Origin of the sequence: Pantoea sp. CCBC3-3-1 (assembly GCF_007981265.1) — a bacterium.
GTDB lineage: Bacteria > Pseudomonadota > Gammaproteobacteria > Enterobacterales > Enterobacteriaceae > Erwinia.
On record NZ_CP034363.1, the window covers coordinates 1451996 to 1475906 of the forward strand.

At 55.9% G+C, this 23911-nt stretch carries 25 protein-coding genes and 1 riboswitch; of the genes, 16 read left to right on the forward strand and 9 right to left on the reverse strand.

The genetic code is table 11. From position 1 onward, the window contains the following. Positions 1 to 211 precede the first annotated feature (211 nt). Positions 212 to 1669, reverse strand: coding sequence for a molybdate ABC transporter ATP-binding protein ModF (gene modF / locus EHV07_RS06945; RefSeq protein WP_147196361.1), 1458 nt, complete (start codon positions 1667 to 1669; stop codon positions 212 to 214). 75 nt (positions 1670 to 1744) lie between these two features. After that, positions 1745 to 2524: a molybdenum-dependent transcriptional regulator gene (modE, locus tag EHV07_RS06950; RefSeq protein ID WP_147196363.1), complete on the reverse strand. Its 780-nt coding sequence runs from the start codon at positions 2522 to 2524 to the stop codon at positions 1745 to 1747. 142 nt (positions 2525 to 2666) lie between these two features. Between modE and EHV07_RS06955 the strand changes: the two genes are divergently transcribed. The 4 genes from EHV07_RS06955 (at position 2667) to modC (ending at position 5481) form a co-directional block, all read left to right on the forward strand. Further along, the gene (locus EHV07_RS06955; protein ID WP_147196365.1) at positions 2667 to 2822 is read left to right on the forward strand and encodes an AcrZ family multidrug efflux pump-associated protein; all 156 of its coding nucleotides are present in this window, start codon (positions 2667 to 2669) and stop codon (positions 2820 to 2822) included. A 144-nt stretch (positions 2823 to 2966) separates the two neighbouring features. Then, positions 2967 to 3737 (forward strand): molybdate ABC transporter substrate-binding protein, encoded by a 771-nt coding sequence (modA, locus tag EHV07_RS06960; RefSeq protein ID WP_147196367.1) that lies wholly within the window; start codon positions 2967 to 2969, stop codon positions 3735 to 3737. Continuing rightward, positions 3734 to 4435 (forward strand): molybdate ABC transporter permease subunit, encoded by a 702-nt coding sequence (gene modB, locus EHV07_RS06965; protein WP_147196369.1) that lies wholly within the window; start codon positions 3734 to 3736, stop codon positions 4433 to 4435. The genes modA and modB overlap by 4 nt, the downstream gene beginning before the upstream one ends. Next, the gene (modC, locus tag EHV07_RS06970; RefSeq protein WP_147196370.1) at positions 4423 to 5481 is read left to right on the forward strand and encodes a molybdenum ABC transporter ATP-binding protein ModC; all 1059 of its coding nucleotides are present in this window, start codon (positions 4423 to 4425) and stop codon (positions 5479 to 5481) included. Before modB ends, modC begins: the two co-directional genes overlap by 13 nt. On the opposite strand, the gene EHV07_RS06975 is transcribed toward modC, so the two are convergent. Continuing rightward, positions 5482 to 6300, reverse strand: coding sequence for a pyridoxal phosphatase (locus EHV07_RS06975; RefSeq protein ID WP_147196372.1), 819 nt, complete (start codon positions 6298 to 6300; stop codon positions 5482 to 5484). Positions 6301 to 6447: 147 nt separating this feature from the next. Between EHV07_RS06975 and pgl the strand changes: the two genes are divergently transcribed. Then, entirely contained in the window at positions 6448 to 7443 is a 996-nt protein-coding gene (gene pgl / locus EHV07_RS06980) for a 6-phosphogluconolactonase (protein ID WP_147196374.1), read from the forward strand. A gap of 189 nt (positions 7444 to 7632) precedes the next feature. Here the strand turns inward: pgl and EHV07_RS06985 are convergent, their stop codons facing one another. From EHV07_RS06985 to bioA, 4 genes are all read right to left on the reverse strand, one after another. Continuing rightward, positions 7633 to 8109 (reverse strand): kinase inhibitor, encoded by a 477-nt coding sequence (locus EHV07_RS06985; RefSeq protein WP_147196376.1) that lies wholly within the window; start codon positions 8107 to 8109, stop codon positions 7633 to 7635. A gap of 14 nt (positions 8110 to 8123) precedes the next feature. Beyond that, positions 8124 to 8804 (reverse strand): type 1 glutamine amidotransferase domain-containing protein, encoded by a 681-nt coding sequence (locus EHV07_RS06990; RefSeq protein ID WP_147196378.1) that lies wholly within the window; start codon positions 8802 to 8804, stop codon positions 8124 to 8126. Between the two features lie 10 nt (positions 8805 to 8814). Beyond that, positions 8815 to 9858: an NADP-dependent oxidoreductase gene (locus tag EHV07_RS06995; RefSeq protein WP_147196380.1), complete on the reverse strand. Its 1044-nt coding sequence runs from the start codon at positions 9856 to 9858 to the stop codon at positions 8815 to 8817. Positions 9859 to 9965: 107 nt separating this feature from the next. Next, positions 9966 to 11255 carry an adenosylmethionine--8-amino-7-oxononanoate transaminase gene (bioA, locus tag EHV07_RS07000; protein ID WP_147196382.1) on the reverse strand — a complete coding sequence of 430 codons (1290 nt, stop codon included), beginning with the start codon at positions 11253 to 11255 and terminating at the stop codon, positions 9966 to 9968. An 88-nt stretch (positions 11256 to 11343) separates the two neighbouring features. Between bioA and bioB the strand changes: the two genes are divergently transcribed. From bioB to bioD, 4 genes are read left to right on the forward strand one after another with little or no spacing between them, the layout of a single operon-like run. After that, a complete protein-coding gene (bioB, locus tag EHV07_RS07005) occupies positions 11344 to 12375 on the forward strand; it encodes a biotin synthase BioB (protein ID WP_147196384.1) in 1032 nt (343 codons plus the stop codon). Continuing rightward, on the forward strand, positions 12376 to 13527 hold the full coding sequence (gene bioF, locus EHV07_RS07010; RefSeq protein WP_147196386.1) for an 8-amino-7-oxononanoate synthase: 1152 nt from the start codon (positions 12376 to 12378) through the stop codon (positions 13525 to 13527). It begins immediately after the preceding gene. Then, entirely contained in the window at positions 13511 to 14266 is a 756-nt protein-coding gene (gene bioC, locus EHV07_RS07015) for a malonyl-ACP O-methyltransferase BioC (protein WP_147196388.1), read from the forward strand. Before bioF ends, bioC begins: the two co-directional genes overlap by 17 nt. Further along, positions 14259 to 14933, forward strand: coding sequence for a dethiobiotin synthase (gene bioD / locus EHV07_RS07020; protein ID WP_147196390.1), 675 nt, complete (start codon positions 14259 to 14261; stop codon positions 14931 to 14933). Before bioC ends, bioD begins: the two co-directional genes overlap by 8 nt. Positions 14934 to 14963: 30 nt before the next feature. Here the strand turns inward: bioD and EHV07_RS07025 are convergent, their stop codons facing one another. Then, positions 14964 to 15683, reverse strand: a complete 720-nt coding sequence (locus EHV07_RS07025) for an ABC transporter ATP-binding protein (RefSeq protein ID WP_147196392.1) — start codon at positions 15681 to 15683, stop codon at positions 14964 to 14966. 918 nt (positions 15684 to 16601) lie between these two features. Between EHV07_RS07025 and uvrB the strand changes: the two genes are divergently transcribed. After that, the gene (gene uvrB / locus EHV07_RS07030) at positions 16602 to 18626 is read left to right on the forward strand and encodes an excinuclease ABC subunit UvrB (protein ID WP_147196394.1); all 2025 of its coding nucleotides are present in this window, start codon (positions 16602 to 16604) and stop codon (positions 18624 to 18626) included. Between the two features lie 70 nt (positions 18627 to 18696). On the opposite strand, the gene yvcK is transcribed toward uvrB, so the two are convergent. Then, the gene (gene yvcK / locus EHV07_RS07035; protein WP_147196395.1) at positions 18697 to 19620 is read right to left on the reverse strand and encodes a uridine diphosphate-N-acetylglucosamine-binding protein YvcK; all 924 of its coding nucleotides are present in this window, start codon (positions 19618 to 19620) and stop codon (positions 18697 to 18699) included. Positions 19621 to 19800: 180 nt separating this feature from the next. Next, positions 19801 to 19935: riboswitch (molybdenum cofactor riboswitch) on the forward strand. Between yvcK and moaA the strand changes: the two genes are divergently transcribed. From moaA to EHV07_RS07065, 6 genes are all read left to right on the forward strand, one after another. Next, complete coding sequence (gene moaA, locus EHV07_RS07040; protein WP_147196397.1) at positions 19922 to 20911, forward strand: GTP 3',8-cyclase MoaA; 990 nt, start codon at positions 19922 to 19924, stop codon at positions 20909 to 20911. It overlaps the preceding riboswitch by 14 nt. Before the next feature lie 17 nt (positions 20912 to 20928). Next, positions 20929 to 21444, forward strand: coding sequence for a molybdenum cofactor biosynthesis protein B (gene moaB / locus EHV07_RS07045; protein ID WP_147196399.1), 516 nt, complete (start codon positions 20929 to 20931; stop codon positions 21442 to 21444). A 4-nt stretch (positions 21445 to 21448) separates the two neighbouring features. After that, the gene (gene moaC, locus EHV07_RS07050) at positions 21449 to 21925 is read left to right on the forward strand and encodes a cyclic pyranopterin monophosphate synthase MoaC (protein ID WP_147196401.1); all 477 of its coding nucleotides are present in this window, start codon (positions 21449 to 21451) and stop codon (positions 21923 to 21925) included. Next, on the forward strand, positions 21922 to 22167 hold the full coding sequence (gene moaD / locus EHV07_RS07055; RefSeq protein ID WP_147196403.1) for a molybdopterin synthase sulfur carrier subunit: 246 nt from the start codon (positions 21922 to 21924) through the stop codon (positions 22165 to 22167). The genes moaC and moaD overlap by 4 nt, the downstream gene beginning before the upstream one ends. Position 22168: 1 nt before the next feature. After that, entirely contained in the window at positions 22169 to 22621 is a 453-nt protein-coding gene (gene moaE, locus EHV07_RS07060; RefSeq protein ID WP_147196405.1) for a molybdopterin synthase catalytic subunit MoaE, read from the forward strand. A gap of 83 nt (positions 22622 to 22704) precedes the next feature. Beyond that, on the forward strand, positions 22705 to 23793 hold the full coding sequence (locus tag EHV07_RS07065; protein ID WP_147196407.1) for a DUF1615 domain-containing protein: 1089 nt from the start codon (positions 22705 to 22707) through the stop codon (positions 23791 to 23793). The last annotated feature ends 118 nt before the right edge of the window (positions 23794 to 23911 follow it).

Below are 23911 nucleotides of genomic sequence, written 5' to 3' on the forward strand. Positions count from 1 at the left end.
TGGAGGAAAAATAGCACAGTACGAGAGAATAAAGCGTGATCCAGTGTGGATAAATGGAATCGTTTACACAAACTGAAAAATCCGAAATAGCGGCCTTCAGGGGAAAATAATCGATAAACAGGCATGGCGCAATAGCATAAAGTGGTAGCGGTTACACACAGAATGCATTTCGCGCCTGTACTATTTCAGCAGCGCCAGCTCAGTTCTGAGGTTAAACCACCTCTTCCTGCTGATAGCGATAGCCGCTGCCATCAGGCACAAAGGTTAAACGGTGTGTAATGCATTGCGGCGCATCTTCAGCATGGTGCGAAACAAACAGCAGCTGCGTTTTTCCTTCACCAATCAGCACGTCGACAAAGCGGCGCACCAGCTGACGGTTAATCGGGTCCAGTCCCTGAAGCGGTTCATCAAGGATGAGCAGAGCGGGATGCTTAACCAGCGCGCGCGCGATCAATACCAGCCGCTGTTGACCCCACGAGAGGCTGTGGAAAGGCACATCGGCGGCTTTGCTCATGCCAAGCCGCTGTAGCCACTGCGCTGCAAGCTGCTGCTGGCGGTCCGAAACGGCCTGGTAGATTCCAATGGAGTCGAAATAGCCGGAAAGAATGACGTTGCGCACGCTGCTGCTGACGCGGTAGTCAAGATGCAGGCTACTGCTGACATAACCGATATGCTGCTTGATGTCCCAAATGGTTTCGCCGCTGCCGCGACGGCGGCCGAACAGCGTTAAATCGTTACTGTAGCCCTGAGGATGATCGCCGGTCACCAGGCTGAGCAGCGTCGATTTCCCCGCGCCGTTCGGGCCAACAATTTGCCAGTGTTGCCCCGGCTGCACTTCCCAGCTCAGGTGATTCAGAATGGGTTTATCGTCATACGACACCACGCCATCGCGCAGTAAAATCAGCGGTAGCGCCGGTTCAGACTGCGCCTCATCAGGCTCGGGCAATGCCATTCCCTGTAAGCTTTCGCTGTGGGCCAGCTGTGCAACCAGCGCTTCAGCCAAAATTTCCTCACGTGGACCTACGTGAGTCAGCGTGCATTCAGCCAGCACGCCAACCTTATCGATAAAATCGGGAATATCATCAAAGCGATTCAGCACCAGCACAATGGTGTAATCCTGCTGATGCAGCCCGGCTAACACCTGCGCAAGATTAGCGCGTGAGGCCACATCCAGACCATCAAAAGGCTCATCAAGGATCAGCAAATCAGGCTGGGCCATCAGCGCCTGGCATAACAGCGTCTTACGCGTCTCGCCGGTTGAAAGGTATTTAAATCGCCTGTCGAGCAGGGAAGTAATGCCAAACAGCGCCGCCAGCTGTTCACAGCGCTCAGCGTTATTGATTTCAGCCTGAATAATCTGCGCGGTGGTGCGGCCGGTATCGTCTTCATCGGCGCTGAGCATGTCGGTGTTATTGCGCTGCCACTCCTCGGAGACCAGCTTTTGCAGCTGTTCGAGAGAAAGACGGACAGGGCGGGCAAACTGCGTCGCCATCTTTCCTTTTGCCACCGGTAATTCGCCCGATAGGGCTTTAGCCAGCGAGGATTTACCGCTGCCGTTTGCGCCGACAAAAGCCCAGCTTTCACCCGCCTGGATGCAGAGATCGTTTAAGGTCAGGGTACGGGTGCTGCTCAGATGAAACTTGCCTTGCGAAATATGCAACCCAGACATTGTTTATTCCATTTTATGCATTGTACCCCAACTAATAAACGCCAGCGGCCGCGCTGTCAAATGCGGCAGTTAATTTCAGAGTAGCGTGGCGATAATGACCTGGTCAGCATTAAAATGTGCTGTTACCGTCTGACCGGGTTGCAGTTTTTGCCGATCGACGCGATCGTTATCAAGCGTGGCGCACAGCGTTTCATTGCTGGCCAGGGTAATTAAAACTTCGCTGTGCGTGGCGCCTCGTTCAAGCTGGGCGAGCGTGCCGCTGAGCTGATTATCCGCCCCGGAAGCGCCTTGGGTAACATCGACCCACGGCGCTTTGATTAACACCAGCACTTCTTTTCCGGCGGTGAGCGCAAGACGATTCGCGCTTTGCTCGGTCAGCGCCACGTTGATGAGCGTTGCGCCATCGGCCAACAGGACTTCTACATGCTGCTGAATGGCCTCGGTATCGCGCTGTACAACGGTGCCAAAAAGCTGATTACGGGCGCTGGTCTGCAACGAAAAGCGAGCGATAGCGCCGAGCAGGCTGCCAAGCGGTACATCATCCTGTAAAACGTCGAACGCTTTTTGCTGAATCTGCTCCAGCAGGGCAAACAACTGGATCAGCCTCTCGCCACAGGGCGTCACCTGCGCACCGCCGCCGCCTTTGCCGCCGGTGGCACGCTCAACCAGCGTGCGGTCGGCCAGCGTGTTCATTTCATTAATCGCATCCCAGGCACTTTTGTAGCTGATGCCTGCCAGCTTAGCGCCCTGGCTGATTGAGCCGGTGTGGCGGATCTGCTTCAGCAGTTCGATGCGGCGGGGATCGGCAAACAGTCGTTGTTGCAGCTTCAGAATCAGGGAAAGGTCGGCCTGCATAGCGGCTCCTGGTAAAAGGTTTTTCAGAATTGTACACCGTTGCGCGCGCCAGACGTAAAAACAGGTAAAACGCACAAAAGGTCAGTGCACTTTTTCTTCCCACAGATACAATGACTTCTTTTGGTCAGCAAGGGAGACAACCATGCTGGAATTACTGATGGGTCTTGGGGAAGCAATCCTCATGGTACCGGTGGTGATGGCGATTATCCTCGGGCTGATTTACGGCCTGGGCGAAGTGTTTAACGTTATCTCCAAATTTGGTCACCGTAAGGACCAGACGGCGAAAAGCCGCCAGTAACAGAGCTTTATACCGCGCCTGCATTTTCCGGGCGCGTTTTTTTTGCGCGATCTCAACTTCTCTCTTCTCCTGCCGATAAACTACGTGACAAGGTTTTTTCTCGTTATAGTATCTCCTACATAACGACACCCTCTGGAGAACACCATGTCTGTGAAATTACGTCATTTCTTTATCGGTACAGTTTTAACGGCCAGCGTGGCAGGCCATGCCGTGGCGGCAGAAACTCTCACCGTGTTTGCGGCTGCGTCGCTGACGAATGCATTGCAGGATATTGCTCAGCAGTATCAGCAGGGAAAAGAGGTGAAAATCGTCTCTTCGTTTGCCTCCTCTTCGACGCTGGCACGCCAGATAGAGCAGGGTGCGCCTGCGGATCTGTTTATCTCTGCCGATCAGCAGTGGATGGATTATGCTGCGCAGAAGAAAACGCTGGATGATGCCAGCCGCGTCACGCTGCTGGGTAACGATTTGGTGCTGGTTACGGCCGACGCGAAGGCTCCGCAGGTGGCGATTAACAAAACCACCGACTGGAAAAGCTTGCTGAAAGGCCAGCGTTTGTCGGTGGGCGATCCCGATCATGTACCCGCCGGTATTTACGCGAAAGAAGCGTTGCAAAACCTTGGCGCATGGTCTGAGTTAGAGCCGTTGCTGGCCCGGGGGAACAGTGTGCGAGCTGCGCTGGCGCTGGTCGAGCGTAACGAAACGCCTTACGGCATCGTGTATGGCTCCGATGCCATCGCCAGCAAAAAAGTCACCGTGGCCGGCGTCTTCCCCGCTGACAGCCACAAGCCAGTGGAATATCCCATGGCGATGCTGAAAGATCGTAATTCTGCCAGCGTTACCGCTTTCTACAACTATCTGAAAGGGCCAGATGCGGCGGCCGTTTTCAAACGTTACGGATTTACACCGGTACTATGATCCTCAGTGACCCCGAATGGCAGGCGATTGCGTTAAGCCTGAAAGTTTCAACAGTTGCGGTATTGTTCAGCCTGCCGTTCGGGATCCTGATGGCCTGGATACTGGTGCGTTGCCGTTTTCCAGGCAAAACCCTGCTCGACAGCCTGATCCATCTGCCGCTGGTGCTGCCACCGGTTGTGGTGGGCTATCTGCTGCTGATCGGCTTTGGGCGGCGCGGTTTTATCGGCGAATACCTGTATGACTGGTTCGGTTTTACCTTTGCTTTCAGCTGGCGGGGAGCCGCGCTGGCTTCCGCGGTTATCGCTTTTCCGCTGATGGTCAGAGCAATCCGTCTGGCGCTGGAAAGCGTCGACAGCAAGCTGGAGCTGGCGGCACGCACGCTGGGCGCCGGGCGCTGGCGGGTCTTCTTCACCATCACTTTACCGCTCACGCTGCCCGGGATTATTGCCGGAACGGTACTGGCTTTCGCCCGCTCGCTGGGCGAGTTCGGCGCCACTATCACCTTCGTGTCGAATATTCCTGGCGAAACCCGCACCATTCCTTCCGCGATGTATACCCTGATTGAAACACCCGGTGCGGAAAACGCGGCGGCGCGTCTCTGCGTGATTGCTATTGTGCTGGCGCTCTGTTCGCTTTGGCTGTCGGAATGGCTTGCACGCTGGGGCCGCAAAAGGCTGGGGGGAACATGCTCGAACTGAATTTTACGCAGCGGCTGGGTGAGCATACGCTGAAAATTAATGCACAGCTGCCAGCCCGCGGTATTACCGCTATTTTTGGCGTGTCGGGCGCGGGAAAAACGTCCCTGATCAACGCAATTGGTGGCCTGACGCAGCCGCAGGAAGGCCGGATTGTGCTCAACGATCGTCTGCTCAGCGATGCCGCGTCGGGCCTGAACCTGCCGCCGGAGAAACGCCGAATTGGCTATGTATTTCAGGATGCCAGGCTGTTTCCTCACTATCGGGTGAAGGGCAATCTGGAATATGGCATGGCGAAAAGCATGCGGCCGCAGTTTGATTCGCTGGTCGCGCTGCTGGGCATTGGCGAGCTGCTGTCACGTTTTCCCGCCTCGCTTTCTGGCGGTGAAAAGCAGCGGGTAGCGATTGGCCGTGCGTTGCTGACTGCGCCTGAGATCTTATTGATGGATGAACCGCTGGCCTCGCTGGATCTGCCGCGCAAACGTGAGCTGCTGCCTTATCTGCAAAAGCTGGCAAAACAGGTTGAGATCCCCATTCTTTACGTCAGCCACAGCCTGGATGAAATTATTCAGCTGGCGGATAATGTGCTGGTGCTGGACAACGGTGAAGTCAAAGCGTTGGGCACGCTGGAGAAAGTCTGGGCCAGCAGCGCGATGCGGCCCTGGTTGCCCCGCGCCGAGCAAAGCACCGTGCTGAAAGTGCAGGTGCTTGAGCAGCATCCTCATTATGCGATGACCGCGCTGTCCTTAGGCGATCAGCATATTTGGGTCAGCCGCATCGATGCACCGCAGAAGACGCCGCTGCGCATTCGTATTCAGGCGGCGGACGTTTCGCTGATCCTACAGCCGCCGGTTAACAGCACTATCCGCAACGTGATCCCGGCGAAGGTTGCTGAACTGTTGGAAATTGAGGATCAAATTGAGGTGAAGCTGCTGGTCGGTCAAAGCGAATTGTGGGCGCGGATCACGCCCTGGGCTCGCGATGAGTTAATGATTAAACCGGGTATGTGGCTTTATGCGCAAATCAAAAGCGTGGCGATTGTCACCTGATTACAGCACTTCTTTGTAGATAGTGTCGGCAATGCCCGGTTCAAGATTGGTACCGATGACGCGACCGGCACGGGCTTTGATGGCGTCATCGGCATTGCCCATTGCCACGCCCAGCCCGACGTTTTCCAGCATGCTCAGGTCGTTATAGTTATCCCCGAAGGCCAGCACGTCGCGCATCTGATAACCTTGCGACTCGACCCATTCTGCCAGGCGCTTACCTTTGCTGTTGCCCGCTTTGGCAATATCGACCTGATCGTGCCATGACCATTCGCAGGCCAGCCCCATCTCATTTTCCACTTTTTCCGCGAACTGCTGAAGCGCGCGAGTGTCAGGATGTGAAAGCGCAAACTTCCAGATAGCGTCAGCCTGTTGGGCCGCTTTCGCCAGGCTGTCGACGTGATTAAACACCGGGCGCTGAGGTTCAGGCAGCGAAAGTCCCCAGTTAATCGTCCGCGTAACGTGGCCGGTTTCGGTCTGATAAAGCATCGCATTATCCACATACAGCAGTCCGTGGATCGCGGCTTCATTCAGCATCTCAATCACCCTGAGCGCCTGCGTCGCTGGCAGCGGATCGGCTTTTAAGACCTTTTTTGCATGATAATCATACAAATAGGTGCCGTTACAGCAAATTGCAGGTGTATCGAGCGCCAGCGCCTGATAAAAAGGATGGATGGCCACATGATGGCGGCCGGTCACAATCACCACCTTCACGCCAGCCTGCTGCGCTTTTTCCAGCGCGGCCAGTGATTCCGGCAGAATAGTTTTACCCGGCGTTAACAGAGTGCCGTCCAGGTCTAAAGCAATGATGCGATAACTCATAAACAGTTCCGAAAGTGACTTAATACGAGCTAATGAGTGTACACGGTGTGACCGGGTTAACAAAATTGACCGGCACAAATCACGCTACCCGCTTTGTCAAAACGCGCTACGCTGAAGCAGGTCAGAAACTCAGAACAAGGAGAATTCATGAAACAAGTCGTCTATACCGCCAGTCCGGAAAGCCAGCAAATTCACGTTTGGGATTTGAACGACAACGGGGCGTTAACCCTGTTGCAGGTTGTGGATGCGCCAGGCCAGGTGCAACCGATGGTGGTCAGTCCTGATAAAGGTTTTCTCTATGTTGGCGTGCGCCCCGATTTTCGCGTGATCGCTTACAAAATTGATGGGGAAGGAAAACTGGCAGAAGCAGGTCACGCATCACTGCCCGGCAGCCCTACGCATATTTCGACCGATCGGGAAGGGCGCTTTATCTTTGTCGGCTCCTATAACGATGCCTGTGTCAGCGTTACGCCGGTCGGCGCGGATGGCCTGCCTGGCGCGCCCGTCTCGGTGATCCACGGCCTGGACGGTTGTCACTCGGCCAACATCGATCTCAGCAATACAACGCTGTTTGTCCCGGCACTGAAACAGGATCGTATCTGCCTGTTCGATTTGCAGGATAACGGCGAGCTGGTGGCGCATAAGCAACCTCAGGTGACTACGGTTGAAGGTGCCGGCCCGCGCCATATGGTGTTCCATCCAAACCAGCAGTATGCCTACTGCGTTAATGAACTGGACAGTACGGTTGATGTCTGGCAGCTGAATAACGCGCATGGCGAAGTCGAACGCGTACAAAGTCTGGATATGATGCCGGAAGGGTTTAGCGACACGCGCTGGGCGGCCGATATTCGCCTGACGCCAGATGGTCGTCATCTTTACAGCTGCGATCGCACGGCCAGCATTCTTACCGTGTTTAGCGTTAGCGAAGATGGTGGGTTGCTCACGATTGAAGGCTATCAGCCAACCGAAACGCAGCCGCGTGGTTTTAATATCGACCACAGCGGTAACTACCTGATTGCCTCAGGACAGAAATCGCATCACATCGAAGTGTACAAAATTACCGGTGAGCAAGGGTTGCTGACGCCGCTGGCGCGCTACGCGGTGGGTCAGGGCCCAATGTGGGTGACGATCGCGGCGCTTTGAAGGCGATGAGATTGGCAGCATAGTGCTGGCATGAGGAACATGGGCCGTCCACAAAGACGCAAAAAGCGGCGTCCCTGCCGGCTCCATGCATGGCCCAGGACGCTTTGTTCCCGTCCCATGATCCTCATGCTTTGACTTATTCACCGTCTGCAATAAGGGCAGGGGTAAGCCCGCCCTTATTTATTGCAGTTAGCTGTAGATAGCGGTAATCGATGCGCTGCCCAGCTGATGGAAATGGACATTAAAGCCCAGCATCGCCCCGCTGGCGTTTTCATCCACTTCCAGCGTCTCCACGTCTAAGGCATAGACGGTAAAGATATAGCGATGGCTTTCACCTTTTGGTGGTGCCGCGCCGCCGTATCCCGCTTTACCAAAATCGGTGCGCGTTTGCACCGAGCCGGAAGGCAGGTCGGCCACGCCAGAACCCGCGCCCTGTGGCAGAACACGCGTGTCAGCAGGCAGATTCGCCACGCCCCAGTGCCACCAGCCGGAACCGGTTGGCGCATCGGGATCGTAGCAGGTTACCACAAAACTTTTGGTGCCCGACGGCACCTCATCCCAAGCCAGATGCGGCGAAAGGTTATCACCGGTGTAGCCCATGCCGTTAAATACCTGGCGTTCCGGCAGCTTATCGCCATCGTTAAAATCCTGGCTGAACAGTTTCATTTCACCTCCTGGTGTTACAGATGCAGTAGTTTCAGCAGCTCCTCGGCTGCGGCTGCGGACGATGCAGGGTTTTGCCCGGTCACCAGATGACCATCGGTCAGGGCATAGCTTCCCCAGTCGTCGGTCTTTTCATAGTGGCCGCCCAGCGCTTTCAGCTCGTCCTCAACCAAAAAAGGTACCACATCTGTTAACCCAACGGCGCTTTCTTCGCTGTTGCTGAAACCGGTGACGCGTTTGCCCGCAACCAGTGGCGTGCTGTCTGGTTTTTTCGCATGGCGCAATACGCCCGGCGCGTGGCACACGGTACCAACCGGTTTGCCGTTAGCATAGAAATTCTCAATCAGTTCAATACTGTGCTGATTTTCAGCCAGATCCCACAACGGGCCGTGACCGCCGGGATAGAACACGGCATCAAACGTGGTGCTGTCAATGCTATCCAGCTGTTGAGTGTTTGCCAGCGCCTGCTGGGCGACGATGTCTTTACGGAAACGCTCCGTATCCACCGTCTGCGCATCCGGCGCGTCGCTGACCGGATCAAGCGGTGGCTGGCCGCCCGCAGGCGAGGCCAGTACCACATTAGCTCCCGCATCGCGAAAGACGTAGTAAGGTGCCGCGAACTCCTCCAGCCAGAAACCGGTTTTCTTACCCGTGTTGCCCAACTGGTCATGGGAGGTCAGCACCATTAAAATTTTCATCTCGCTCTCCTTAAGGTTTGTCGCCGGCGACTCTGATCAGCACTTTGCCAAAGTTCTGGCCTTCTAACATGCCAATAAAGGTTTCCGGAGCATTGTCCAGGCCGTCGACGATATCTTCGCGGAACACGAAGCGATCTTCGGCTACCCACTGGCTCATTTGCTGGAAGAATTCGCCAAAGCGATGGCCGTAGTCCTGAGTGATGATAAAGCCTTCAACGCGCAGGCGCTTACGCAGGATTGCGCTCTGGAACTGTGGCAGATGATCCGGGCCAGGGGCGGTTTCCGTGCTGTTGTAGTCGGCAATCAAGCCACAAACCGGGATGCGGCCTTTGGTATTCATCAGCGGCAGAACGGCCTGGAATACCGGGCCACCAACGCTTTCGAAATAGACATCGATGCCGTCGCGGCAATAGCGCTTCAGCGACTCGGCCAGATCGCCGGAGCGATGATCCAGGCAACGGTCAAAGCCCAGCACTTCTTCGGCGTAGCGGCATTTTTCTTCGCCGCCAGCAATGCCCACAACATAGCAGCCTTTCAGTTTGGCTATCTGTCCGACCATGGAACCCACTGCGCCGGTAGCCGCCGCCACCACCACGGTTTCGCCAGGCTGCGGATTACCGATATCCAGCAGACCCATATAGGCGGTGAAGCCGGTCATACCAAGCATGCCCAGCGCCCAGGAAGGGTGCTTCAGCACCGGGCCGGTCAGTTTAAACAGGTCTTTGCCATCGGAAATGGCGAAATCCTGCCAGCCGCTCTGGCTGACAACCCAGTCGCCCGGCGCATAGTCTTCATGGTTAGATTGTTCAACGATAGCGACGGTACCTGCGCCCATCACGTCATTGACTGCAATCGGCGGAACATAAGAAGGCGCGTCGCTCATGCGGCCACGCATATAGGGATCCAGCGAAAGCCAGACGGTACGCAACAGAATTTCACCTTTCCCTGGCGTGGGTACGTGCTGCGACTCAAGACGGAAATTCGCTTCGGTTGGCGCACCGTGAGGGCGTGAGGCCAGCACAATGCGGCGGTTAGTCTGTTTATCTTGCGGCATGATCTTTCTCCTTATATTTACTGCTCGTAGGTAGAAAGCGTAGTGCATCAGCGCCTCTCTCGCCTGGTCGCACGTGCGGCGCATGGGGAGAAAGGCGGCTGGGGAACTCAGGCCATAAACAGCGCGGGACAGACCAGCGCCGCTGCAATAGCGTCTGTTAACTGCTGAAGTGCCTCAGGCTGGATGATATAAGGCGGCATCAGGTAGATCAGTTTGCCAAACGGGCGGATCCAGACGCCACGTTCGACAAAGAATCGCTGGAGTGCAGCCATATTTACCGGGTGATGGGTCTCAATGACGCCAATGGTGCCGAGCACGCGGGCATCCTTCACTTCCGGCAGATCCTGCAAAGGCAACAGAGCGGAACGCAGATGCGCTTCAATGTTCGCCACCTGCTGCTGCCAGTGATTCTCCTGCAACAGCGCCAGACTCTCGCTGGCAACGGCGCAGGCCAGTGGATTCCCCATAAAGGTAGGGCCGTGCATAAAGCAGCCCGCTTCGCCGTTGCTGATGGTGTTTGCCACATCGCGCGTGGTCAGCGTGGCGGAAAGCGTCAGGGTACCGCCCGTCAGCGCCTTGCCAACGCACATAATGTCGGGCGCAATCCCTGCATGTTCACAGGCAAACAGCTTGCCGGTGCGGCCGAAACCGGTGGCGATCTCATCGGCAATCAGCAGGATGTTATGGCGATCGCAGAGTTCACGAACGCGCTGTAGGTAGCGTGGATGGTAAAAGCGCATGCCGCCCGCGCCCTGCACGATCGGTTCCAAAATCACCGCGGCCAGCTCATTCGTATGCTGCTCAATCAGCCGCGTGAAATCATCCGCATCGTTCTCCAGCCATTCGTCATCAAAACGACAGGCGGGCGCGGCGGCAAAAAGATGCGTCGGCAGATAGCCCTGGTACAGGCTGTGCATGGAGTTCTGCGGATCGCAGACCGACATCGCCGCAAAGGTATCACCGTGATAGCCATTGCGCAGCGTCAGAAAACGCTGGCGCTTTTCGCCGCGCGCCTGCCAGTACTGCAACGCCATTTTCATCGAGACTTCCACCGCGACCGATCCCGAATCCGCCAGGAAAACGCACTCCAGACCGGCCGGCGTCATCGCTACCAGCTTACGGCACAGCGCCACGGCGGCAGGATGCGTAATCCCACCAAACATCACGTGTGACATCTGTTCAATCTGCGCACGCATTGCCTGGTTCAGGCGCGGGTGATTGTAGCCGTGAATCGCCGCCCACCACGACGACATCCCGTCCGTCAGCTGTCGCCCGTCGGCCAGTTGCAGGGTGGTATCGAAGGCGTTAGTGACCGGATAAACCGGCAGCGGCTTGCTCATTGAGGTGTAAGGATGCCAGATATGGTCGCGGTCAAAGGCGAGATCGGAAGGGGTCATAAAAAACTTGTAAACCATTTTCAAAAAATTTAGTTTACAAGTATAACCAGGCAATAACGACAAAACAGCATTATTTTTGGAGCAAGCAATGGCAACTCGCTGGACAATCGCCCAGGCCCAGGCCCTTTTTGACAAGCCGTTTTTAGAGCTGATGTTCGAAGCGCAACAGATCCACCGTCAACATTTCGATCCGCGTCAGGTTCAGGTCAGCACGCTGCTGTCGATTAAAACCGGTGCCTGTCCGGAAGACTGTAAATACTGTCCGCAGAGCGCCCGTTATAAGACCGGCCTGGAGTCCGAGCGTCTGATGGAGGTGGAAGAGGTCCTGATCTCCGCGCGCAAAGCAAAAGCGGCCGGTTCTGACCGTTTCTGCATGGGTGCAGCATGGAAAAACCCGCACGAGCGCGATATGCCTTACCTTGAGCAGATGGTAAAAGGCGTAAAGGAGATGGGGCTGGAAACCTGTATGACGCTGGGCACGCTCAGTAACGATCAGGCGGCGCGTCTGGCGCATGCTGGTCTCGATTACTACAACCACAACCTCGACACCTCGCCGGAATTTTACGGCAGCATTATCACCACCCGCAGCTATCAGGAACGTCTGGATACGCTGGGCAAAGTCCGTGATGCGGGCATCAAGGTCTGCTCAGGCGGCATTGTAGGTCTTGGCGAAACCGTGAACGATCGCGCGGGCCTGCTGGTGCAGCTGGCGAACCTGCCGACGCCGCCGGAAAGCGTGCCGATTAACATGCTGGTAAAGGTCAAGGGAACGCCGCTGGCGGACAATGACGATGTCGATCCCTTTGATTTTATTCGGACTATCGCTGTGGCACGCATCATGATGCCGACGTCGCACGTCCGTCTTTCTGCGGGTCGTGAGTCGATGACTGAACAGACGCAGGCAATGTGCTTTATGGCGGGGGCAAACTCGATTTTCTACGGCTGCAAGCTGCTGACCACGCCGAACCCGGAAGAAGATAAAGACATGCTGCTGTTCCGCAAACTGGGGCTGAACCCTCAGCACACCACCACGGAAGCGGGCGACAACGAACAGCAGCAAACGCTGGCGGGCCAGTTGCTCAACGCCGATACCGAACAGTTCTACAACGCGGCAGTGTAAATGGGCTGGCAACGAATCAGCCTGGCGCTTGCAGAGCGTCGGGCCAAAGGCCAGTTCCGTCAGCGCCGCGTCACTGACCAGGGGAACGCCCGCCTGTTGCAGGTAGATGGACGGCGCTACCTTAACTTTTCCGCCAACGACTATCTGGGCCTCAGCCACCATCCTCAGGTAATAACCGCCTGGCAACAGGGTGCGGAACGTTATGGTGTGGGCGCAGGGGGATCGGGACACGTAACCGGCTATAGCGTACCTCATCAGGAATTTGAACATCAGCTGGCCGACTGGCTGGGCTATCCGCGCGCGCTGCTGTTTATCTCAGGATTTGCCGCTAACCAGGCGGTGATCGGCGCCATGCTGGCGAAAGACGATCGCATCTTTGCCGACAAGCTTGCCCATGCTTCACTGCTGGAGGCAGCCTCGCTCAGCCCGGCCACGCTGCGTCGCTTTGCGCATAATCAGCCCGAGTCGCTCTCAAAGCTGCTGGCAGGCAAAGGGGGAGAGGGCGAGACGCTGGTGGTAACGGAAGGCGTATTCAGCATGGATGGCGACAGCGCGCCGCTGGCCAAACTGCATCAGTTAACGCATCAACACCATGGCTGGCTGATGGTGGATGATGCGCACGGTATCGGGACGGTTGGCGAAGAGGGCCGTGGCAGCTGCTGGCAACAGCAGGTGAAGCCCGAACTGCTGGTTGTTACCTTTGGCAAGGCCTTCGGACTGAGCGGCGCGGCGGTGTTATGCAGCGAAGAGATCGCCGACTATCTGCTTCAGTTTGCTCGCCATCTGATTTACAGCACCGCGATGCCGCCGGCTCAGGCCTGCGCGTTGCAGGCGGCCTTGACCTGCGTTCGTCAGGGCGACGAGTTGCGTCAGCGCCTGCAACAAAATATTCAGCAGTTCCGTCAGGGCGCCGCTGAATGCGGGCTGAAAACCCTCGCATCCACGACCGCGATTCAGCCACTGATTGTTGGCGACGAGGTGCGAGCACTTGAGCTTGCGGAAAACCTGCGCGAGCAGGGCTGCTGGGTCACGGCAATCCGTCCGCCAACCGTGCCGCCAGGCACCGCCCGTCTGCGCATCACCCTGAGCGCGGCGCATCTGCCCGCTGATATCCAACGGCTGCTGGAGGTGCTCGATGACGCTAAGGGTTAATAAACATGCCGTTGCTCAAGCTTTTGGCCGGGCAGCGCAAAGCTATAACCAGCATGCGGAACTACAGCGTCTGTGTGGCGAAAAGCTGGCATCTTATGCGGCGCGTCAGCAGGGACTGAATGTTCTGGACGCCGGCTGCGGTCCGGGCTGGTTCAGCCAGCGCTGGCGCAGCGCGGGCAATCGGGTTACGGCGCTGGATTTATCTTCTGCCATGCTGGCGCAGGCGCGTGAAGAGAACACCGCCGATGATTATCAGCAGGGCGACATCGAAGCGCTGCCGTTTGCCGGCGGGCGGTTCGATCTGTGCTGGAGCAATCTGGCCGTGCAGTGGTGTGACGATTTGCGTCTGGCGCTGAAAGAACTGCGGCGCGTCACCCGACCTGGCGGACAGGTGCTGTTCTCGACGCTGGCGGCCGGATCGCTTAGTGAGATGCATATCGCCTGGCGCTCGCTGGATCTGCCTGCACCGGTCAACCGTTTTCTCCCGACGGAGGCTATTCACCAGGCGGGCCAGCCTTTTGGATTACGTCTTGAACAACAAACGTTAACGCTCGCTTTTGCCGACGTGCTCAGCGCCCTGAAATCGCTAAAGGGCATCGGCGCGACGCATCTGCACGAGGGGCGTAGCGGTGGCCTGAGCCGTCGGCATTTACATCAGCTGGCGCAGCACTGGCCGCGTGATGACCGTGGCTATCTGCTCAGCTATCAACTGGTTTATGGAGTAATAAATTGTGAGTAAGCGTTGGTTTATCACCGGCACGGATACGGAAGTCGGTAAAACCGTAGCCAGTACCGCACTGTTACAGGCAGCGAAAGCGGCAGGGTTTTGCAGCGTAGGGTACAAGCCGGTCGCTTCCGGGTGTGAGGTGACGGAAGCGGGCGTGCGTAATAGCGATGCGCTGGCTTTACAGCGTAACAGCGTGCTGACGCTGCCGTATGAAACGGTTAACCCGTTGGCCTTCGTCGAGCCCACTTCGCCGCATATCGTCAGTGCGGAGGAAGGCAGACCGATTACCTTTTCCCAGCTTTCGGCGGGGCTGGCAACGCTGAGTAGCCAGTCTGACTGGGTACTGACCGAAGGCGCAGGCGGCTGGTTTACACCGCTTTCTGAAACCACCACCTTTGCCGAATGGGTACAGCTGGAACAGCTGCCGGTGGTGCTGGTGGTTGGGGTGAAACTGGGCTGTATCAATCATGCCATGCTGACGGCGCAGGCAATTCAGGCCAGCGGACTGCGTCTGGCGGGCTGGATTGCAAACGACATCCAGCCCCGGGGCAAGCGGCATCAGGAATATATGGCTACCCTGACGCAGCGTTTGCCTGCACCGCTGCTGGGCGAAATCCCTTATCTGCACGACGGTAAAGATTTCGACCACTTAGGGCAGTATCTGCGCCTGCCTGAATAGCCGCGTGGCGGAAGGGATTCCGCCACAAATTCAGGACACCGTCAGCCAGGTGTTCACCATGCTTTCATCCAGCTGCGCGACCTTACCGTGCGCCACGTTGCGCCCGCGATGGAGCAGCAGGAAGTAGTCGGCCACCTTACGGATAAACGAAATCCGCTGCTCAAGTAGCAGGATCGTTAAGCCAAAATCGTGGTTAAGCCGGTGGATCAGATTGCCCATTTCCTCTTCCAGCCACGGCGCCATGCCTTCGGTTGGCTCATCCAGAATCAACAATTTCGGCTGCAAAACCAGTGCTCGTGCCAGCGCCAGCTGCTGTTGTTGATCGACCGGCAGCTCGCCGCAGCGCTGATGTCGCAGCGAGTAGAGCAGCGGAAACAGTTCAAACACCATCGGCGGAATGGCAGGGTGCCGTTGCTGACCCGCGCCTGCCAGCAGGGCAATTTGCAGATTGTCTTCGACGCTTAGCTGTGAAAAAAGGTGGCGGCCCTGCGGCACATAACCAATTCCCAGCGCAGCACGCTGTTCAACAGGCTGCATAAGGAGGTTTTGCGGCGGACCGTTGTCTTCCTGCCAGATCATCGAGCCACTGTTGATGGGCAGGTGACCCATAATGCAGTTGACCAGCGTGGTTTTTCCCATCCCTGGCCGCCCCAGCACGCCCGTACAGGTGCCCGGCGGCAAATCCAGATCGACATCCCACAAGATATGATTCTGCCCGTAAAACTGGTTAACAGAACGTAAGCTCAGCATCTGACACTCTCCTCCAGACAGTTTTCGATCGCACCTGATTGCATCCGCTCTACGTCGTGTGGCAAGCAGTCGTCAACGTTTCCTGCGAAACGTCTGCGGCTTTGTGCTTCTCGCTCTGGTGTTTTGAAAGCGTGAGGCGGTCTGAGTACCTTGCAATTCACAGGCCAACTTAAAAGGGGCGGTGACAAAATGGCCGTTGTGAGGAAATTAGCACCAGTTATTGGTCAGGAAATGTTAATAATTTACCGGTGAAACTGTCTTTTGCACTCTGTCAGTGCTCGTGACTTATCATCAGTGGTGCAATTGCCTGAATGGGAGGCAAAGATGGGGTGCTGGCAGACAGAAAATAAAGGGTGAAAAAGGCTGGCGCTGGCAAAATAAGTGTGCCTGACCGGCAGGAAAGAGGTTCTTAAACGACAAAAAAAAAGCAAAAAAAAATATTTGCGTACGCACTCATGCCCGACTGAAGATTTATACACAGCAGACGGCTCGGGCGTTACAATCAGTTATCCACTATTCCTGTGGATAACCGTGTGCATGACAGGATGAAAACCTGCCTGAGGCGAGAGCGGACGCGGCCTGAGCACGGGTTGCTGCGAAACTCATCTGAATTTTCATTCCACATAAAATCAGCTAGTTAACGAAAATCAAGCTGCTGAAATGGGCGGCATAATCCAGGTGCAGCATTTTGTCAGCACGTATTGACAAATGTTAAACTTTCATCCCGCCTGGGGATAACCTTCCGCCATGCCTAATGCTTAAGCATCGAGCGGTCCTGACGAAACGCGGGCCGGGCATTCACCTACACATCCTGCAAAATAACTGTAGATATATCCAGTCTTTTTTGCTGGCAAATTCGGCATAGCGGAGTAAAATTACTCTCCAGTCCGTGCTTTTTTATCACCAGGTAGCCATGCAATGAGCAAAGTCTTTAAACTCAACTCCGATTTCAAACCTTCTGGCGATCAGCCGGAGGCCATTCGCCGCCTCGAAGAAGGCCTTGAAGATGGGCTGGCGCATCAAACGCTGCTTGGGGTAACGGGGTCGGGTAAAACCTTTACCGTGGCAAACGTGATTGCCGATCTCAACCGTCCCACGATGGTTCTGGCGCCGAATAAGACCTTAGCAGCGCAACTTTACGGAGAGATGAAAGAATTTTTTCCTGATAACGCGGTGGAATATTTTGTCTCTTACTATGACTACTACCAGCCGGAAGCCTATGTGCCCAGCTCGGACACCTTTATCGAAAAGGATGCCTCGGTAAACGAACACATCGAACAGATGCGACTGTCGGCAACCAAGGCGCTGCTGGAGCGGCGTGATGTGATCGTGGTGGCCTCAGTGTCGGCCATTTACGGCCTTGGCGACCCCGATCTCTATCTGAAAATGATGCTGCATCTGTCGCGCGGAATGGTTATCGATCAGCGTGCTATTTTACGGCGGCTGGCGGAGCTGCAATATACCCGCAACGATCAGGCCTTCCAGCGCGGGACGTTCCGCGTGCGTGGCGAGGTGATTGATATTTTCCCGGCAGAATCGGATGACTACGCGCTGCGGGTTGAACTGTTTGACGAAGAGGTGGAGCGGTTATCGATTTTCGATCCGCTGACCGGGCAGATTGATTCGGTCATTCCTCGCTACACCATTTACCCTAAAACGCACTACGTCACGCCTCGCGAACGTATTTTGCAGGCAATGGAAGACATTAAAATCGAGCTGGGCGAGCGGCGTAAGACGTTGCTGGATAATAACAAATTGCTGGAAGAGCAGCGCATTTCCCAGCGCACACAGTTTGATCTCGAAATGATGAACGAGCTTGGCTACTGCTCAGGCATTGAAAACTATTCGCGCTACCTTTCCGGCCGTGGGCCGGGTGAAGCGCCGCCCACGCTGTTCGACTATCTGCCGGCGGATGGCCTGCTGGTGATCGATGAATCGCACGTTACCATTCCGCAGATTGGCGGCATGTATCGCGGCGACCGCGCGCGTAAAGAAACGCTGGTGGAATATGGTTTCCGACTGCCATCAGCGCTGGATAACCGCCCGATGAAGTTCGAAGAGTTTGAGTCGCTGGCACCACAGACTATTTACGTTTCCGCCACGCCCGGCAAATACGAGCTGGAAAAATCTGGCGGAGAAGTGATCGATCAGGTGGTGCGTCCGACGGGGCTGCTGGATCCGCTGATTGAAGTGCGGCCGGTCGCAACGCAGGTGGACGACCTGCTTTCTGAAATCCGTAAACGTGTGGCAATCAATGAACGCGTGCTGGTCACGGTACTGACCAAGCGCATGGCGGAGGATTTAACGGAGTATCTTACCGAGCACGGTGAGCGCGTCCGTTATCTGCACTCGGATATCGACACGGTAGAGCGCGTGGAAATCATTCGTGACCTGCGACTGGGTAAATTTGATGTGCTGGTCGGTATTAACCTGCTGCGAGAAGGTTTGGATATGCCTGAGGTTTCGCTGGTGGCGATCCTTGATGCGGATAAAGAAGGCTTCCTGCGTTCCGAGCGTTCACTGATCCAGACTATTGGCCGTGCGGCACGTAACGTTAACGGCAAAGCGATCCTTTACGGCGACAAAATCACCCCGTCAATGGAGCGCGCAATTGGTGAGACGGAGCGCCGTCGCGAGAAGCAGGAAATTTATAACAAGGAAAAAGGGATTGTACCGCAGGGCCTGAACAAGAAAATCGCCGATATTCTTGAGCTGGGGCAGGGGATCAACAAGAACAAAACCAAGGGAAGGGGCAAAACGCCGCTGCGCATTGTGGAAGACGATGCGGCGGTTATCGATTTGTCACCGAAAGGCTTGCAAAAACGCATCCGCGAGCTGGAGGCCAAAATGCAGGAGCATGCGCAGAATCTGGAATTCGAAGAGGCTGCCCACGTGCGTGACCAGCTGCACGAGGTGCGCGAGCTGTTTATCGCGGCTTCGTAATGGCGGAATCGCCCTTTTAGTCGTCATAAAACGGAAGGAGGCTGGGCCTCCTTCGTTCATCTCTCGGGCTTTAATCGCCTCGTTTTTGCCCAAATGCCTGCACCGCATGCTCCAGCGCGCTGTGCAGCAGCTGGCGGTCATGACGATAAGGAATATCTCCAGCTTCCAGCGGTTCCTGAATCACCAGGCGGTCGGTTAAACCGTGCGTATCGATCCGCGGGCTGACAACCACCGCGTCAATCACTTTCCTGCCGATATACTTTTCCATGATGGCCAGCTTGTCCGCCAGCGTCAGCTGCGCGGCTGCCGGGCTTAACTCCTTACCAAGATTGCCAATAAACACCATGGTTGCTGGCGTGCGACGCAGCGCCTGAGCCATATCGGGCATCAGCAATACCGGCATCAGGCTGGTATAAAAACTGCCCGGGCCGATCAGGATCAGATCCGCTTCGGCAATGGCCTGAATGGCTTCCCGGGTCGCTTTCACACCCTGAGAAAGCATCAGTTCCTGCGGCGGAGCGGACATCTGATCGATGGCCGTTTCGCCATAAATGAACTGGCCTTCATTGTCACGGGCGATTAAATCAACCGGCTGCTCGGACATGGGGATCAGAAACGCATCTACCTTCAGCAGATTACGAATCAAATTGATCGCTTCCAGCGGGCGCACGCTCAAATGATCCAGCGCTTTCAGCATCAGGTTGCCCAGATTGTGGCCAGCCAGCTCACCCTGACCGCCAAAGCGGTATTCAAACATCGCAGACGCGACGCTGGGCTCGGTAATCAGCTGGTTCAGGCAATTGCGCATATCGCCCCAGGCAATACCGCCTTCGGCACGGCGAATACGTCCCGTCGACCCGCCGTTGTCGGTGGTGGTTACAATGCCCGTCAGGCGCGATCCCAGAGGAGAAAGCGCCGACATCACGCGGCCCAGGCCATGCCCGCCGCCTATAGCGACGACGCGATCGAGATCGGCCAGTGTGCGATTACGCATAAAATTCCTTCAATATGTTAATACGGCGATAAACCTGTCGGCCAGTTTTGCCTTATTTTACGCGAATGTGGCGCGAAAATGCGGCGAAAAAACGTTATATATCAAAATACATAGCGAAACTCTGTTCTGGCAACGCTGCCTGATAAGCGGTAGAATTTCCCCACCATGATTTACGCAGTTAAGGGTAAATCACACTTAGCCCTGGCGCCTAAGTCTCCGGATAAGGTGCCCCGGCCGCAACCCCGAGTTGCCAGGGTGCAGAAAGAAATGCCTGCATCTCCCGTTATTTTGGAAAGGTGTTCTGGTGCCACAATTTACTGATAATTTCGACCGCAGCTTTTATTATCTGCGTCTGTCGATCACTGATGTCTGCAACTTCCGTTGCAATTACTGCCTGCCTGACGGTTATAAACCGCAGGGCGTTGCGAATAAAAGTTTCCTGTCGCTGGATGAGATCCGGCGTGTTACCCGTGCCTTTGCGGCTGCGGGGACGGAAAAAGTGCGCCTGACGGGTGGAGAACCTTCCCTGCGACGCGATTTTACCGAAATCATCGCTGCCGTGCGTGAAAATAGCGCAATACGTCAGCTCGCCGTGACCACCAACGGTTATCGGCTGGCACGTGACGTAGCGAAATGGCGCGAAGCAGGCCTGACGGCGCTCAATGTTAGCATCGACAGCCTGGATGCTCGCCAGTTTCATGCTATTACCGGCCAGGATAAATTTCACCAGGTGATGGACGGCATTGACGCTGCCTTCACGGCCGGTTTCAGCACGGTTAAAGTCAACACCGTGCTGATGCGCGATATTAATCATCATCATCTGGAAACCTTCCTCGACTGGATCCGAAATCGCCCAATCCAACTACGCTTTATTGAGCTGATGGAAACCGGCGACGGTGGCGAGCTGTTTCGTAAACACCATATTTCTGGCGAGGTTATCCGCGATCGGCTGGTGGCACAAGGCTGGATCAGGAAGGTGCGCGGGCGCAGCGACGGCCCGGCTCAGGTTTTCTGCCATCCTGACTACCAGGGCGAAATTGGCCTGATTATGCCTTACGAAAAAGATTTCTGCGCCAGCTGCAACCGTCTGCGGGTCTCTGCTACCGGTAAGCTCCATCTTTGCCTGTTTGGCGACGGTGGCGTTTCGCTGCGCGACCTGTTGCAGGATGACGACCAGCAGGATGCGTTGCAGGCGCGTATTGCCGCCAGCCTGCGTACGAAAAAGCAGACGCATTTTCTCCATCAGGGCAATACGGGTATTACGCAGAATCTGTCTTATATCGGCGGCTAACGCTAAGGATGTGATCAATGGGAAAATCGACGGCGGAATTTGTGCCGCTAAATGTTGCAGTACTGACCGTATCCGACAGCCGCGATGCGGCCAGCGACAGCTCCGGTGACTATCTGCGGGAAGCGTTAACCGAAGCAGGACATCAGGTGCTCGATCGCGCCATTGTGAAAGATAACCGTTACCGGATCCGCGCGGTGGTTTCCAGCTGGATCGCCAGCCTTGATATTCAGGTGGTGATCGTGAACGGCGGTACCGGTTTTAACAGCAAAAACAGCACGCCTGAAGCGCTGTTGCCGCTGTTTGACCGTGAAATCGACGGCTTTGGCGAATTGTTCCGCATGATCTCTTATGAAGATATTGGTAGCTCGACGCTCCAGTCGCGGGCCGTGGCCGGAATGGCAAATGAGACGCTGATTTTTGCCGTGCCCGGTTCTACCGGCGCCTGCCAGAGCGCCTGGGAACGCATCATTCAGGATCAGCTGGATGCCCGCACCCGTCCCTGTAATTTTGTTTCGCATGTGAAGAAGCCCTAACGTTATGCCGCAACTTACCCATATCAATGCCTCAGGCGAGGCGCACATGGTGGATGTTTCCGCCAAAAGTGAAACCGTACGTGAAGCGCGAGCCGAGGCCTTTGTGGTCATGCATCCCGACACGCTGCAAATGATCCTTGATGGCAGCCATCATAAAGGGGATGTTTTTGCGACGGCGCGCATTGCCGGTATTCAGGCGGCTAAACGCACATGGGAACTGATCCCGCTGTGCCATCCGCTGCTGTTAAGTAAAGTCGAGGTGACGCTGACTGCCGATCCGGCCAACAGCCGCGTACGCATTGAATCGCTATGTCGCCTGACCGGCAAAACCGGTGTGGAGATGGAAGCGCTGACCGCAGCATCGGTTGCCGCGCTGACTATCTATGACATGTGCAAAGCGGTGCAGAAAGATATCAGTATTGAACATTGTCGCCTGCTGAGTAAAAGCGGCGGTAAATCAGGAGATTTCAACGCGTTATGATTAACGTTCTGTTTTTTGCTCAGGTGCGTGAGCTGGTTGGCACGGGCAGCTTTACGATGACGAAAGATTACGCGACGGTGGAAGAACTGCGCGCCGTGCTGGCTGCTAAGGGCGACCGCTGGGCGCTGGCGCTTTCGCCAGACAAGCTGCTGGCATCGGTGAACCAAACGCTGGTCTCCTTCGATCATCCGCTTAAAGCCGGTGACGAAGTGGCGTTCTTCCCGCCGGTTACCGGAGGTTAAGATGACCACGCGGATCAGGGTAGGGCATGAACCTTTTGATATGGCGGAAGAGTACCGCTGGCTGGCCGCCTGTGATGAAGATGGCGCGGTCGTCACTTTTACCGGCAAGGTGCGTAATCATAACCTGGGCGATGACGTTTCGGCGCTGACGCTGGAACACTATCCGGGAATGACCGAAAAAGCGCTGGAAGAGATTGTGGCGGAAGCGCGCACGCGCTGGCCAATGCAGCGGGTCACCGTGATCCATCGTACTGGCGATCTGTTCCCCGGTGATGAAATCGTGCTGGTTGGCGTCAGTGGCGCTCATCGCGGTGCCGCCTTTGCCGCTGCCGAATTTATCATGGATTATCTTAAAACCCGTGCGCCTTTCTGGAAACGGGAAGCGACGCCGGAAGGTAATCGCTGGGTGGAATCTAAAGAGAGCGACCAGCAGGCCGCTGCGCGCTGGGAATAGTTCTGCCGAAAACAGGTAACTCCGATAGCGGAAAATCAACGCGCTGTGTACCCTTTACAGGACATCAAATAACAAGGAAAGTAATGACTTACTCTGCATTCAAGCGCGTTTCGCTGTTGGCTCTGCTGGTGCTGGCTGGCTGTAGTAATCAACCTGAGCACCCGCTTCCTGAACGGCGTCCGGCCGATGTTAAAGCGCAAATCAATCGCCTGTTGCCGGCGAAAGTCAGCGATCGCCAGGGCTGGACTAATGACATATTCGCGACCTTTAACGGTCAGGGCCTCGACGCGTCGGTGGCAAATCTCTGTTCGGTGATTGCCGTGGCGGACCAGGAATCTACCTTTAGCGCCGATGCGAACGTGCCGGGCCTGCCAAAAATTGCCTGGGGCGAAATCGACCGTCGGGCAGGCAAATTGCATATCCCTTCTTTTTTGGTGCGTACAGCGCTGATGATCACCTCGCCGAACGGCAAAAGCTATACCGAGCGGCTCGACAGCGTGCGCAGTGAGAAAGAGCTAAGCGCGATTTTCGACGACTTTATCAATATGGTGCCGATGGGGCAGAAGCTGTTTGGCAACCTGAACCCGATCCATACCGGCGGGCCGATGCAGGTCAGTATCGCTTTCGCTGAGGCACATGCTAAAGGCTATCCTTACCCGATTGATGGCAGCATACGACGTGAAGTCTTTTCCCGTCGCGGCGGCGTCTGGTTTGGCACAATGCATCTGCTGGGCTATCCGGCTCACTACAGCAAACAGATTTATCGCTTCGCCGACTTTAACGCAGGCTGGTACGCCAGCCGCAACGCGGCGTTTCAGGCGGCCGTGTCTCGTCTGACCGGCATTAAGCTGGCGCTGGATGGGGATTTGATTCAGTACGATTCCGATGCGGCAGGATCAACCGAGCTGGCGGTGCGCACATTGGCGAAACGCATGGATATGAGCAATCGGGAAATTCGTAACGCGCTGGAAAAGGGCGAGACGCTGGATTTCGAAAAAACCGAGCTGTGGCAGAAGGTGTTTGCGCTGGCGGATAAAAATGCCCGAACGCCACGTGAAATGCTGCCCGGTATCAAGCTGGAAAGCCCGAAAATCACTCGTAACCTGACTACAGCCTGGTTTGCTCAACGGGTTGATGGCCGCTACCAGAGCTGTCTGGCTCGGGGTAAATAGCCTGTTACGAATGAAGAAATAACCTCGTAAGCCGCTTTCAGCCTGCTAACACACTCAAAGCGCAAGGCTCATGTTCCTTGTGCCAGCACTATGTTAACAACCTCGAAAACGGGTCTTT

Bases quoted from the DNA above. Each gene is read 5' to 3' on its own strand.
- modF (WP_147196361.1), bottom strand. From the start codon at position 1,669: ATGTCTGGGTTGCATATTTCGCAAGGCAAGTTTCATCTGAGCAGCACC.
- modE (WP_147196363.1), bottom strand. From the start codon at position 2,524: ATGCAGGCCGACCTTTCCCTGATTCTGAAGCTGCAACAACGACTGTTT.
- EHV07_RS06955 (WP_147196365.1), top strand. From the start codon at position 2,667: ATGCTGGAATTACTGATGGGTCTTGGGGAAGCAATCCTCATGGTACCG.
- modA (WP_147196367.1), top strand. From the start codon at position 2,967: ATGTCTGTGAAATTACGTCATTTCTTTATCGGTACAGTTTTAACGGCC.
- modB (WP_147196369.1), top strand. From the start codon at position 3,734: ATGATCCTCAGTGACCCCGAATGGCAGGCGATTGCGTTAAGCCTGAAA.
- modC (WP_147196370.1), top strand. From the start codon at position 4,423: ATGCTCGAACTGAATTTTACGCAGCGGCTGGGTGAGCATACGCTGAAA.
- EHV07_RS06975 (WP_147196372.1), bottom strand. From the start codon at position 6,300: ATGAGTTATCGCATCATTGCTTTAGACCTGGACGGCACTCTGTTAACG.
- pgl (WP_147196374.1), top strand. From the start codon at position 6,448: ATGAAACAAGTCGTCTATACCGCCAGTCCGGAAAGCCAGCAAATTCAC.
- EHV07_RS06985 (WP_147196376.1), bottom strand. From the start codon at position 8,109: ATGAAACTGTTCAGCCAGGATTTTAACGATGGCGATAAGCTGCCGGAA.
- EHV07_RS06990 (WP_147196378.1), bottom strand. From the start codon at position 8,804: ATGAAAATTTTAATGGTGCTGACCTCCCATGACCAGTTGGGCAACACG.
- EHV07_RS06995 (WP_147196380.1), bottom strand. From the start codon at position 9,858: ATGCCGCAAGATAAACAGACTAACCGCCGCATTGTGCTGGCCTCACGC.
- bioA (WP_147196382.1), bottom strand. From the start codon at position 11,255: ATGACCCCTTCCGATCTCGCCTTTGACCGCGACCATATCTGGCATCCT.
- bioB (WP_147196384.1), top strand. From the start codon at position 11,344: ATGGCAACTCGCTGGACAATCGCCCAGGCCCAGGCCCTTTTTGACAAG.
- bioF (WP_147196386.1), top strand. From the start codon at position 12,376: ATGGGCTGGCAACGAATCAGCCTGGCGCTTGCAGAGCGTCGGGCCAAA.
- bioC (WP_147196388.1), top strand. From the start codon at position 13,511: ATGACGCTAAGGGTTAATAAACATGCCGTTGCTCAAGCTTTTGGCCGG.
- EHV07_RS07025 (WP_147196392.1), bottom strand. From the start codon at position 15,683: ATGCTGAGCTTACGTTCTGTTAACCAGTTTTACGGGCAGAATCATATC.
- uvrB (WP_147196394.1), top strand. From the start codon at position 16,602: ATGAGCAAAGTCTTTAAACTCAACTCCGATTTCAAACCTTCTGGCGAT.
- yvcK (WP_147196395.1), bottom strand. From the start codon at position 19,620: ATGCGTAATCGCACACTGGCCGATCTCGATCGCGTCGTCGCTATAGGC.
- moaB (WP_147196399.1), top strand. From the start codon at position 20,929: ATGGGAAAATCGACGGCGGAATTTGTGCCGCTAAATGTTGCAGTACTG.
- moaC (WP_147196401.1), top strand. From the start codon at position 21,449: ATGCCGCAACTTACCCATATCAATGCCTCAGGCGAGGCGCACATGGTG.
- moaD (WP_147196403.1), top strand. From the start codon at position 21,922: ATGATTAACGTTCTGTTTTTTGCTCAGGTGCGTGAGCTGGTTGGCACG.
- moaE (WP_147196405.1), top strand. From the start codon at position 22,169: ATGACCACGCGGATCAGGGTAGGGCATGAACCTTTTGATATGGCGGAA.
- EHV07_RS07065 (WP_147196407.1), top strand. From the start codon at position 22,705: ATGACTTACTCTGCATTCAAGCGCGTTTCGCTGTTGGCTCTGCTGGTG.